Annotated in this window: 11 protein-coding genes; 8 read left to right on the top strand and 3 right to left on the bottom strand. The window is 39.2% G+C overall.

Annotated features, from left to right (window positions below; genetic code table 11):
* Positions 1 to 19: 19 nt before the first annotated feature.
* Together ND811_RS17550 and ND811_RS17545 are read right to left on the bottom strand one after the other, a co-directional pair.
* Positions 20 to 1,540 (bottom strand): phytoene desaturase family protein, encoded by a 1,521-nt coding sequence (locus ND811_RS17550; RefSeq protein WP_265353291.1) that lies wholly within the window; start codon positions 1,538 to 1,540, stop codon positions 20 to 22.
* A 53-nt stretch (positions 1,541 to 1,593) separates the two neighbouring features.
* Positions 1,594 to 2,778 (bottom strand): acyl-CoA dehydrogenase family protein, encoded by a 1,185-nt coding sequence (locus ND811_RS17545; protein WP_265353290.1) that lies wholly within the window; start codon positions 2,776 to 2,778, stop codon positions 1,594 to 1,596.
* A 374-nt stretch (positions 2,779 to 3,152) separates the two neighbouring features.
* Here ND811_RS17545 and ND811_RS17540 point away from each other — a divergent pair, with 374 nt between their 5' ends.
* Positions 3,153 to 4,625: an HD domain-containing phosphohydrolase gene (locus ND811_RS17540; RefSeq protein WP_265353289.1), complete on the top strand. Its 1,473-nt coding sequence runs from the start codon at positions 3,153 to 3,155 to the stop codon at positions 4,623 to 4,625.
* On the opposite strand, the gene ND811_RS17535 is transcribed toward ND811_RS17540, so the two are convergent.
* Positions 4,622 to 5,971 (bottom strand): adenylate/guanylate cyclase domain-containing protein, encoded by a 1,350-nt coding sequence (locus tag ND811_RS17535; protein ID WP_265353288.1) that lies wholly within the window; start codon positions 5,969 to 5,971, stop codon positions 4,622 to 4,624. The two genes, ND811_RS17540 and ND811_RS17535, sit on opposite strands and share 4 nt — an antisense overlap.
* 81 nt (positions 5,972 to 6,052) lie before the next feature.
* Between ND811_RS17535 and ND811_RS17530 the strand changes: the two genes are divergently transcribed.
* From ND811_RS17530 to trpS, 7 genes are all read left to right on the top strand, one after another.
* On the top strand, positions 6,053 to 6,883 hold the full coding sequence (locus ND811_RS17530; RefSeq protein ID WP_265353287.1) for a hypothetical protein: 831 nt from the start codon (positions 6,053 to 6,055) through the stop codon (positions 6,881 to 6,883).
* Positions 6,884 to 6,899: 16 nt separating this feature from the next.
* Positions 6,900 to 7,199, top strand: coding sequence for an LIC10362 family protein (locus ND811_RS19645; protein WP_407658922.1), 300 nt, complete (start codon positions 6,900 to 6,902; stop codon positions 7,197 to 7,199).
* A 67-nt stretch (positions 7,200 to 7,266) separates the two neighbouring features.
* On the top strand, positions 7,267 to 8,028 hold the full coding sequence (locus ND811_RS17525; RefSeq protein ID WP_265353286.1) for an electron transfer flavoprotein subunit beta/FixA family protein: 762 nt from the start codon (positions 7,267 to 7,269) through the stop codon (positions 8,026 to 8,028).
* A gap of 10 nt (positions 8,029 to 8,038) precedes the next feature.
* The gene (locus ND811_RS17520) at positions 8,039 to 8,998 is read left to right on the top strand and encodes an electron transfer flavoprotein subunit alpha/FixB family protein (protein ID WP_265353285.1); all 960 of its coding nucleotides are present in this window, start codon (positions 8,039 to 8,041) and stop codon (positions 8,996 to 8,998) included.
* A gap of 22 nt (positions 8,999 to 9,020) precedes the next feature.
* The gene (locus tag ND811_RS17515) at positions 9,021 to 9,602 is read left to right on the top strand and encodes a LolA family protein (protein WP_265353284.1); all 582 of its coding nucleotides are present in this window, start codon (positions 9,021 to 9,023) and stop codon (positions 9,600 to 9,602) included.
* Positions 9,603 to 9,605: 3 nt separating this feature from the next.
* Positions 9,606 to 11,573, top strand: a complete 1,968-nt coding sequence (locus ND811_RS17510; RefSeq protein WP_265353283.1) for a hypothetical protein — start codon at positions 9,606 to 9,608, stop codon at positions 11,571 to 11,573.
* Entirely contained in the window at positions 11,570 to 12,538 is a 969-nt protein-coding gene (gene trpS / locus ND811_RS17505; RefSeq protein WP_265353282.1) for a tryptophan--tRNA ligase, read from the top strand. Before ND811_RS17510 ends, trpS begins: the two co-directional genes overlap by 4 nt.
* Positions 12,539 to 12,546 lie beyond the last annotated feature (8 nt).

Below are 12,546 nucleotides of genomic sequence, written 5' to 3'. Positions count from 1 at the left end.
CTAAGACCTGATTCGAAAATCAACCTCTCTTTCTTTCTAGGAACTGTTCTACCGCATGAAGACCGCCAAGGACTACCGCCGGAATTCCCTGCCCTGGATAGACAGTATCTCCCGTAAGAAGTAAGCTTGGATCTTCTGATCGGTTACTCAACATTTTAAAAGGATTCGAAAAAAAAGAATTGGGAATCCCTCCCACTCTCCCAAATTTCCTACCTGTCCAAGTTTTCCATGTAACAGGTGTTGCAGAATGCCTGAACAGAATCTTATCTTTCTGAAACCAAGGAAACTTTTCCTCTATAGTTTGAATCACAATCGATTCCATTCTTTTCTTTTTTTCTGGATAGAAATCGTCACGAATCCAAGATTCAGGATTTGCTATATGGGTTGAAATAGAAAGAATACGAATTCCATTTGGTGAACGAATGGAATCTTCTGGATGGGAAAGAGAAAGAAAAATGGATTTTCCTCCTCCAAATGGTAAGGCATTTTTCATATGGATCTGGTGGTGAAGGCATTCAGTTTTTGTCCATTCTTCCGTTGGATTGGTTTGTATGGCAATCCCCATCGAAAAAGCACCCCAAATTCCATTTTCAAATTTTGTAGTTTTCTTTTTTAATTTAGGTAAGTCATTTGTGATTTCTGTTAGGTTCCAAATAGGAAGATTCGAAACCACCAAAGAAGCACGAAACAAAAAGTTTTCTCTATGTTTCGTACGCAACTCCCAGAAGTTTTCTAGATTCCCTTCAGTAGTAGTGATTTTTTTCAAGTTAGTGACTTCTTGTTTATAAAGGACTTTTCCACCATTTGATTCAATTTTTTTTATAATTGTTTCTGCAAGACTTACCATTCCTCCTTTGACAACATAGTTTTTTAATTGCGGATAAGTTAGACCAGCGGCAGCAAACACCATAGGAACTTTTGTCGATGTAGTTTGACTTGTTATCAAAAGTTGTTCTTCTAAAAATCGGATCCAATCCTTGTTCTTTGTTAGGCCCAAACATTGTAAAACAAAACGTAAAGATACAAAGGAAAAAAACAAAACAAGTAAGTCGAAAGGTCGAAAAGAACCAATCGATTTCATTACGTCGGAAAGATTCTTAAAAGGAAAATATTTATACCTACATGACAAATTCCAAAGAGAATCCGAAATTAAATCACAAAGTTTCCAAAACACCTCCATTCGAAGACCACCACCGAACACACGTTTTGCTTCAAGAGTCCATTCTTTGCGATCCTGGTAACGTTCAACGGTTTTTTCATCCAAATGGACCAACATCGATCGATTTAATGGGAAAAGTGGAAATTGAATTTGAAATTCGGAGGATAGTTTATGAAAAGGAAGTCCAGGTTCCATACCCACGAGAGTCGTGGCACCAGATTCAAAGACATAACCATTTTTTTGGAAACTGGAAGCGCAACCACCGGGAGTTGTCCCTTTTTCTAAAACCAAAACTTTTTGGCCATTTTCAGAAAGTGACAAAGCGGCACTAAGGCCGCCAAGTCCTGAACCAATGACTACTACATCCCAATCAGTATCCATCCTTCTGTAGACCATTTTGCAAAGAAAGACGGATATAAATTATAAAAATTTGTTTATTCGGACCAAAGTCTTTTCAAATCGCTTGCAATGTTTTTTTGCATGGCTTCGTTTGTTCCTCCACCAATGCTGAGTAAAATCGCATCCCTATGCAATCGTTCCACCGGATATTCACGACAGTATCCATATCCACCTAACACTTGAATAGCGTTTCTTGAAACACGTTCCGCCATCTGGGTGGCAACCAATTTTGCTGAGGCTGCTCCAAGAGAGTTACGAACATCGGGTCCCAGTTCACTTGCTACATGATAAACAAGGGCGCGAGCTGCTTGGTAGTCAGCATAAGATTCGGCCACCATACGTTGAATTTGACCAAACTCCAAAAGTTTTTTCCCAAATGCCTCTCTATGGCGAATGGTATAATCGCACATAATATCAATACATCTGCGAGCAATTCCAAGTGATTGTGCCGCAAGTGTCACACGTTCGATTTCCAAATTTCTCATCATGTGTGTGACAGCACCATTTTCCACACCAAGTAAATTTTCTTCAGGAACTTCCATATCCTCAAATACAAGTTGTGTTGTGGGAGAAGAACGCATTCCCATCTTTTCTTCCTTTTTTCCAACCGAAAAACCTTTGTAAGACGACTCTATTACAAAAGAGGTCATTTTTTTGGCTGTTTTTTCTAACTTGGTATAAAGAAGAAAAACTTGGCCAATAGATCCGTTGGTAATGTATTGTTTGACGCCATTGATGATATAACGGTCCCCTTTCTTTACCGCATTTGTGGTCATCCCAAGGACATCCGTTCCAGCACCAGGTTCTGTCATTCCCATCCCACCGATCCATTCTCCGGTAATGACCTTACTCAAATAACGACTCCTTTGAGAAGGGTTCGAGCTATAGTAAAAGTTATTCACAAAGAGTACTTCATGGGCCAAATAAGAAAGTGTAAATCCTGGATCAAACCGAGACATCTCTTCATGAATGATGACAGAAGCAAGAGGGTCTAGTCCATGCCCTCCATCAGATTCCGGCACAGTGATTCCAAAAATTCCCAGTTCAGAACCAAGGCGTTTGAATAACAAAGTATTGAACGTTTCTTTTTCATCGTTTTCCTTCGCTTGTTCATCCATTTCGCGCTCTGCAAAGGCTGCCACGGACTCCCTTAGTGCCAGGTGGTCTTCCGATGGATTAAACAGATTTAAAGATGATTTTTTTGTCGAAAGCGTATTCATGGGGATAATTTTTTCGGACTTTTCCTGAACTTGTAAACGAAAAAACAAAGGGATTAATGCCTAAGTAAGATTGAAATCGCTACAAAAACGAACAGTTTTTCAACGAATCAAAAAAGAAAAACAAAAGGTGAATTTCGCTACAACTAACAAAAGTTATTTTTACATGAATCAATGACACAACTGCTATTAAGATAAAACAAAATCTACACCTGCCAATAGTATCACTACTAAGAACTAGTAGTTGCCCTATGAGGAAATCCCTGTAAATCAAAAAGTAATATTAATTTCTAAGGAATGATTTACTTTTTATCGATTCTATTAAAACATCACCATAATATCAGGAAATAAGTTTCGTCTTATTAGCCAAAATTATAATGAGCACTAACGATACAAACATAGTACCTAGAGATAAGCTCGCCAAATTTGAGTTAACTGAAGAGTCCTTAAATAGTTTTCGCAAAAACAACAATATCCCTCTTGATCTCTATAATAAAGACGGACAAATTCTAATTCATAAAAAAAGAAATCCGACCGAGGCTGATTTCGGAAAACTCCTAAAGTTCGAAATGCAAGGAGTCTATTTCCTTATCTCAGAGCTAAAAAAAACAAAACAACATCCCAATGGTGCCCAATTTTTAGAGCCTGGCCGTACGACAAAATTATTTGACCAAGAGAAAACAGCACGGTTTGCAAAACAATCGCAAGCACTCATCGAAGATCTCCGCAAGTCTTCCTTTTCTTCCGAACAGGCTGTGTTTGTCCAAAATTCTGTTAATGAACTTCTCACTGACTTTACCAGTAATCCCGATTATGAACTGGGAATTTTTAATATTTTAGAGATCCTTGGAGTGGCTGGAGTTTCTGTTGAATCGGAGCTCATGACCAAACGCACGGTGGTGGCAATGGGGATGAAGGTTCGCACAAAAAAGATTGTGAACGAAGGTAAGGAAGAATCCAATAAAAAAGACCATTTGAGCCTTATGATGGCAAGTTATCTAGCTGATGTGGGTTATTCTAGACTTGATATCAAAAACAATCCCAAACTCACAAAAGAAGAATATGCTGTCGTCCAACAACATCCTATCATCAGTTATTTGATGACGCTTCCTGCTCCTGAAATTGACTCGCATGTTCGCACCTTAATTCTAAATCATCACAGACCTTATCGTGGGAATGGAGTGAACAATAACTTCCCTGATCCCAGGTCACTTTTCACCAAACTTATGTCAGTTCGCGACAAATACAGCAAAGAAGTGGGAAAAGAAAGGATCACGCAGGACATTGAACTCCAACTTCACTTACAAGAAAATAATGTAACCTCTGCTAGCTTTGAAGAAGACATTGCTATCCTTTCACTGGCAAGCGAATATGCCTCTCTCACATCAAACCAACCTTGGAGACCAGCTTTCAAATCATCGACAGCTCTGAAGATGATTCTAAATGATTCCTTTTTCTCCTATAGCAATAAAAATATCAGGCATCTCTTAGATTATGTGGGAAGTTCTCTCACAAATAACGAAAACATTGTAAACTTTGGTGACTTTGTAATTACCGCATCCGTGGATTCAGAAAGAAGAGCCCACTTTGATATTTGTATTGTTTTGGATGTAGGTCGTTACCAAACTAGACCCAAACTCCAAAGAATTTGTAGCATCAATCCAGTGTTCCAAAAAGGGATCAAATTCAAAATTGCCGATTTTGATTTGCATAGTATTAAAATCGATCGCAGAAAAGCAATTATGGATTTAGCCTTACAAGCGGGAACCTCTCGAGTGATTTATATCATTGATCCCGAACTAAACCCAGCACTTCACGAAGCAGTTTATAAAATCAATATGGCCTCCTAAGTTATGCTTGGTGCATACAGATGAATTTTTTGTTCTCTACCCAAAAGAGTTACAAGTTCCTTTTTATCCCAACCCGTTGGAGATCCAATCTCCAACCAAACTGCTTCCGAAATTAAAAAATTAACTCGCAAATCTTTACAAGCAGACTCGATTCGCGACGCAGTATTCACTGTATCACCAATGACTGTGTATTCCATTCTCTCTTCTGATCCAATACTTCCACAAAAAACTTCCCCTGTGTGTATCCCAATTCCAATTTTTATCTGAGACTTCCCCAACTTAGATCTTTCTAGGTTCCAGTTCTCAAGCTCATCTAACATACACTTGGCGGCAAGAACTGCACTTTTGGAATCTTCCCCAACTATATCTGATGGAGAAGGAGTACCAAAGGTAGCCATGACCGCATCCCCAATAAATTTATCCAAACTACCTCCGTATTTAAATATGGCTCTTACCATACGCCGGCGAAATTCAGTTAAAAAAACAGACAGTGCTTCCGGATCCATTGATTCCGACATTTGCGTAAAACCTCTAATATCACTGAAAAGTACAGTAACCTTTTGACGTTTGCCTTTGGCGATGACTTCAGGTTCCGAAACAATTTCGGAAACCAAATCAGGAGAAAAGTAACGAGATAAGGTTGTTTTCTGTGATTCTGCGGCTGCAAATTTTAATAACATTCGGAGGCTACGAAAGATCGCATAAGAAATGGCAAACACCAAAACCAAATACACGGTAGGTTTTGTCACAGAAGCATCTGATAAAATGATTTGATCACCGAGTACATAATTGTGCCAATCATCACTACTTACAGAATTTTGATCTACTAATGCATAAATCAAAAACCCATAGTAACTCAGCAAAAAACAAACAAAGGAAAAATTAACAAGAGAAAACCGGTACTGGAATAAACTTAAAGACAAAGGCAAAAGATAAAATACAACCAATGGTGTTTTGACAAGAAAATTAGGATTCCCATCACCTTTTAAAATATACCAATTAAAAATAGTCACAGTAACCAGTAGGTTATCGATAAACAAACTTATGTAATCATACTTTGTTTTCCAATGCCCTTTACTTTTTTTTAAAATTTGGGCATGTACAAAGGTATTAATAAAATAAAATGAAATCGCTACGTAATTGGTCAAATATCCATATACAGAATCTGTATTGCTTAAGTTGGCTACCGCACTGGCAACGAGAGCCACTCCAATCACATAGCGAAACCGAACTGCAAATAAAGCACCCATTTGTTCTTCTTGGGAAAGAAGATCAGACATATACCGAGGGAACTGGTCTCTGATGCAGTATACAGAACGAATGGCCTTAACGACTGAAGTAAACATTGGCAGACATTCCATCAGAGAAAGTTTCACTGGCAAGGGAATTTTCTTTTTGCCAAACGAGAAACCATTCCTTATCAATGAATGATGTTCCTCAAAGGGTCGATTGTCTCCATTGCAAAACTAATTTCCTTTTTAGCTTTGGATGTATTCATTTCCCTCATTGCCAATCTTTCGTTTTTTTCCTCCTACTTAAATGAAAAAATCCGTCCCACACTATTTCTGTTTTACCTAAGTTCTGTTTGGGCTTTGTATCTAGCTGATCATTTATGGGATGCATTCCGAGAAAAAGAACCACTTTCGGAAAGGAGTGCCTTTTATTTAAGGCACCGTTTTGTGCTCGTTACCTTTTTGACGTTTTCCTCAATAATATCCCTTATCATAGGATTTATGTATGAATTAGATTTCCTTCGAAGCCATTATCATGTTTTTCTTTCCTTTCTTCTTTTTTTGGTATTCGTTGTGACTAAACTTTCACCTATCCCTAAAGAGATTTTGGTTTCTGGATACTATACATATGGAATTTTTCTCCCCTTCTCTTCGTTTTGTGAAAACGATCGAATGATTTGGATATTTTTTCTCCATGTCTTTTCCAATGTCCTACTTACCTACAACAAAGACAGAGAATTCGACAAGTCCCAAAAAACCTTTACCCTCATCCAATGGATCAGTCCAAAAAAGGTGAACTACTTAGTGTTCGCACTTTTGGGAGTGGGTTTTGGTTTCCTACTATGGACTTCCATTTTTCAAAATCTACCTTGGGAATTCCTTTGGGGAATGGGTTTCACCTATCTTTGGTTGGCCTTTTGCGGTTTGCAAAACAGGAATGGTTTTGAGTTTAAGTCCCTTTGCGAACTTTCTTACTTTCCTATGTTTTTTCCCCAGATCATTTTTTTCTTCTCCCTACTTCTGTGAAAATTAGGGTGGGCTTATGTGGTTACTCCTTGTACATTCTCTCGTACTATTCCTCTTGGTTCTAGTTTATGCCTTTCGGTTTCGGAAATCGGTGTCAAATCCCGAGAAAAATATCCTAGTGCAAATCCAAGAGGCCACAAAGGTCTGGAAATCCACTCCTCATTTGATCCTACTCTCGGCATTTGCACTTTTTCTCCTATTCCCCCTAAGCTTGGGTTTTACCTTCTTCCTCCAGACAGACGCCAATGTCCTAGTTGTCATTGTTTGGATCATTTGGGCCTATAATTGGAGCAAATACAGCTTCTTTAGAGAATAAATTACTTCCCTTATGACTTCCCTCTCGTTTTCTGGTCTAAGGTAATCCACGAAAACGGGGTTAAGGAATGAAAATTGTTGTTCTAGTAAAGCAGGTTCCGGATACGGAAACCAATATCAAGGTCGGTGACAAATCGATCAACGAAGCTGGCGTAAAATGGATCATCTCTCCTTATGATGAATTTGCAATCGAAGAGGGAATCAGAATTCGTGAAAAAAGCGGTGGAGAAGTCATCGCAGTGTCCCTCGGCCCGGATCGTGCCGTAGAAGCACTTCGCACTGCCTACGCAATGGGTGTAGACAGAGCCATTCATGTGAAAGTGGATGACTACGTAACTTTTGATTCTACATACACTTCTGAACTTCTTGCAAACCTCATCAAAGCAGAAAATGCAGATGTAGTGATTGGTGGTCGTCAATCGATCGATACTGACAGCTCACAAGTAGTCGTACAAATTGCAGAGAGATTGAATATTCCTCACGTTGCTATGGCACTCAAACTTGAGTTTGATGGCAAAAAAGTAACCGCAACACGAGAAATTGAAGGTGGAACTGAAGTAGTTGAAACTTCTGCTCCTCTCGCAGTGACTGCGCAAAAAGGTTTAAACGAACCAAGATACCCAAGTTTAAAAGGAATCATGTCTGCTAAGAAAAAACCAGTAGATGTGAAAAAACCAGAAGAACTCGGAGCTACTGGATCCAAACTCGAAGTAGTATCTCTCGAGCCACCTCCTCCACGTATCGCTGGTCGAAAACTGGAAGCAGCAGATGCACAAGGTTTTGCATCTCAACTTGTAAAAGCTCTTCGCGAAGAAGCGAAGGTCATCTAAGGAGACGAACATGGCTGATGTTTTAGTAGTTGGTGAATTAAAAAACGGCGAACTTAAAAAAATCTCAAAAGAACTTACTTCTGCTGGTCGCAAAATTGCGGATGCCATCGGTGGTAAAGTTCATACAGTTCTTATCACTGACAACGTGGATGCGTTCGCTGGTGATTTGAAAGCAGTTGGTGCTGATGCAGTGATTGGTGCCAACCTTGGTGAATTTTCTCCTGAAGGTTATGCAAATGGAATTTTTGCAATCATCCAAGAGAAAAAACCTGCAGTGGTTCTTATGCCACACTCTGCTCAAGGAAAAGAATACTCCGCAAGAGTGGCGATCAAAGCAAATGCTGGAATCGTTGCGGATGCAGTAGGACTTTCTGTTGATGGTGGTAAAGTAGTAGCAAAGAAACCAATTTACTCTGGAAAAGCTTACGCGAACTTTAAAGTTTCCTCTGAAATCCAAATGTTTACAGTACGTGCTAACTCCCAAGAAGTAACTCCGAAAGACGGAGCAGGTGCGGTTGAAAAATCGGGAGCTTCTGCTGGTGAAGTGAGAACAAAATCACTTTCCAAAGACCTTTCCGGTGGAAACAAAGTACAACTTGCTGATGCTTCTATCATCGTATCTGGTGGTCGTGGAATCAAAGGACCAGAAAACTGGCCGATCATCCAAGACTTAGCTGACACTCTTGGTGCAGCTCTTGGTGCTTCCCGTGCGACTGTGGATGCAGGTTGGATATCTCACTCTCACCAAGTAGGTCAAACAGGTAAAACTGTCTCCCCTAACTGTTACATCGCTTGTGGAATTTCTGGAGCGATCCAACACTTAGCGGGTATGGGATCTTCCAAATACATCGTTGCCATCAATAAAGATGGAGATGCTCCTATTTTCAAAGTAGCAACTTACGGTGTAGTAGCAGACCTTTTCGAAGTAGTGCCTGCACTTACTTCTGAGTTCAAAAAAGTATTGGGTTAATCCCAATACGAACTTTCGTCCTTTGAGGAATTTTCTTCCCAAACTATCGATCGTTCTCCTTTTCTCTGTCCAAACGGGTGTCCTTTGGGCAGAGGATGGAAGGGATCGTTTAAACGCCGTAATTGGCAAAATGAATTCTTTGGAAAGTTTTCGCGCCTCAGTTACCGTCAATGGTGGACTCACAGGTGTTGTTTCCTTCAAAAGCCCTAACCAACTCCATGTTCGTTTCAGTGATGGACGAATCATTTCCTCCAACGGTAGAATTTTATGGTTCTACAATCCAGATTCCTCGATTGCAGGGAAACAAGACCTAAAAGGTGTTTCGGGAGGACTTGGAGGACTTCTTTCTGGTTATGAAAATGTGTCGGTTAGTGGTAGAACTTTTCGTCTTACATCTAATACCAAACGCTATAATGAAATTATTTTGGTTGTTTCCGATAATGACCTCCCCCGTGTACTGAAAATGAAACGTTCCGACGAAGAAATCACTGAAGTGGCCTTCTCTGGCATAGCGACCAATATAGGTCTCGGAACAGGACTATTTAACTTCCAACCACCTACAAGCTCACAAATTGTTGAGAACCCTCTCAACCAAAAGGAGTAATTGGTGACCCCGGTCTCTCGTACAGAAGCACACCGAGTATTTGCCGACTTATATCGCAAAACGCGTACGCCCGAACACCAACAACTCATCGATGAGGCAATTTTAAAATCAAACGATGTCTTTATTCGTATCGATCTCATTCGTAAAGTGGACGAAGACTACGAAGCAAAAAACAAACCCAAAAAAGAAGATTCCAGGGATCGTGGACTTCCAGAAAAAGAACCACCACGCAGAGAAGTCATTTCCAGGCCTACAAGTCCCGAACCTAAACCAAAACGTTCTAGCAATTTAGTTACCATTGAAAGTGCCAAACAAAACCCAACAAAAAAAAGGACCATAGAACAAAGACAAGGTGGTGGTTTACTTGCAGGTTTATTCGGTGGTGGTGCCGGTAGCGTTAATAATTCCATTAGCAAATTTGGCAAAGATACAGGAACCATCGACATTGGACTTTTTGGTAGAAACCCAACGATATCCAATAACGTGGAAAAACTCTTTCGCGGAATGAAAGAAGATGTTCTCATTCCAACCATCCAAGCTCTTCGAGTTTCGGAACAACAAGGTTGGAGGATTTGGACTCCTCTTGTTTATAATATCATTAACAACTTCAATAAGTTTTATAATGCCTTTGCCTCTTTGGATGCTTTGATTTTAGATAAAATTTCTGCAGATATCTTTTTAGAACGTTCGTTGAAGATGCAGATGTTTTATGTTCGTTTTTTACAAAGAAGCGATGCAAACGACATCATCCTTTCCAATCTTCCTGACATTGTCAAAATGGATGAAAAACTCACACCCAAACTCGGCAAAATAATGGAAGGTGTGAATTATGCACTTAACCTAGAAAATACGAGGCCAAAGTTATCTGAGGCAATTACTGCTTTTTATATAGTAGCTAAAAAGAAAATGTTCACTTGGCCTGAAATCGTATCTGACTTAAGAGTTCCAGCCATCCAAGAACATAAATTCCAGGCGGCTCGCGAAATTCAAAAAGAAGTAGAAATCACTGTTGCTAAAATATCAGACGATATCAACACAAGAACCTTCAAAAAAGAAGAATTACAAAACTTAAGGTCTCGTTATTTTTCCATCGACGACAAAGGGAAAATTAGTTTTGATTTTTTAAATGCTGTTGTGGATGATTTTATGGCACACCATATGCCGGAATCGGCCAAAAGCCAAACAGTCAAAAATAGTTTTAAATCCCAACCACATAGACTCGTTTACTTATTATTACGTGACTTACAAACGGTTTACATAAACCTAATTGAAGGATACGTTCGGTTAGGTGACAAAAACCAAAACCAAGAACTTCTAATCATTCAACCGGGTCTTTTTAGAAACGAAATTGACCAACTTAATTCACTCGTTCGAACCATAGATAACTTCAACAAAAAATTCCCTAGTTTTCAATATAGTTTCCAACAATATGGAATGGATTTTAGCACAGGAAATGCCGCTAATGATCAAATCGCAGGTCCTATTGTTCAAGCACTACAAGAAGCATCTGAGTTCTTTGGAAGTTTTGCAGATAAACTCAATATCATTGTAGAAAACCATTTAATGGCAAAAGTCACTGAATCCAAAGGGAAAGTGAACGATAAAATCGCATCTACAAAAGACAAAGTTATCGAAGAAGTAAAAATTGCACAAAGATTCATTCCGCACTATGACAAAGCTGTAGTTGCAAAAGAAAGAATCAACGGAATGAAAGTAGAAGACGTTTTCATCCAATTCACAAAATACCTTTATAACTATGCAGTGATTTTTAAAGACCAAGCGACCACTTCAAAACTAACGGCACACCGTAAACTGGAACAAGAACTGATCAAACTAAACAAAGAATACGAAAGGTTAACCTACTCAAGCTTTCACAAAGATGCAGGAGGAGTAAGCGGTAATGCTGAATCTTCCGAAAACCAAAATGATACAGAAACAATGAACAGTTCCGCGACGGAAGGAGATACATGAGAGTCCTAACTGGTTTACAACCTTCAGGAAAACTTCACTTAGGAAATTATTTTTCTGCGATCAAAAAAATCTTAGATTATCAATCCAAAGAAGACTTATTCCTTTTTATTGCCAACCTACATGCACTCACTACCTTCCGATCGAAAGAAGAATTAAAGAATTTCACCTTAGAGTGTGCAATCGACTTACTCGCACTAGGTGTAGATCCCCAAAAAACTGTTTTTTGGATACAGAGTGATGTCCCTGAAGTCACAGAACTCACATGGTATTTGTCACAATCGATCACTGTTTCTCAATTGCAATTGGCCCATTCTTTTAAAGACAAAGTGGCAAAGGGCTTTGTACCTGGGGCGGGTCTATTTACTTACCCAATACTAATGGCGAGTGATATCTTACTTTTTTCTGCAGAAAAAGTTCCTGTAGGCAAAGACCAAAAACAACATTTAGAATTTGCAAGGGACATTGCCGAAAGGTTTAACGCACAATTTGGTTCCGTTCTTACGATTCCTGAACCGGATATTGATGAAAATACAGCGACAGTTCCCGGAGTAGATGGGGCCAAAATGTCAAAATCTTACAAAAACACCGTTGATTTCTTTGGAACGGAAAAAGACATCAAAAAGAAAGTGATGTCCATTGTGAGTGATTCAAAAGCGGTAGAAGAACCAAAAGACCCAGAAACATCTGTTATCTTTCAAATCCATTCACTCTTTTTGTCAGAAGCCGAAAAAGAAATTCAAATCGAAAAATACAAACGAGGTGGGGCAGGATATGGAGATCTCAAAAAAGACCTACTAGAATCCATTTTATCGCATTTTGCACCTTACCGTGAAAAACGGGAAGAACTTACACAAAACTTAGATTATGTGCACCAAGTCTTAAAAGAAGGAAAAGAAAAAGCAAAAATGGTGGCCCAAACCAAAATAGAAGACATTCGAAAAGTTTTAGGGATCTATCCTTTTTAAAAATCTAA

This window comes from Leptospira soteropolitanensis, assembly GCF_026151655.1.
Lineage (GTDB): Bacteria > Spirochaetota > Leptospiria > Leptospirales > Leptospiraceae > Leptospira_A > Leptospira_A soteropolitanensis.
This window is presented reverse-complemented; position numbering and strand designations above follow the sequence as displayed.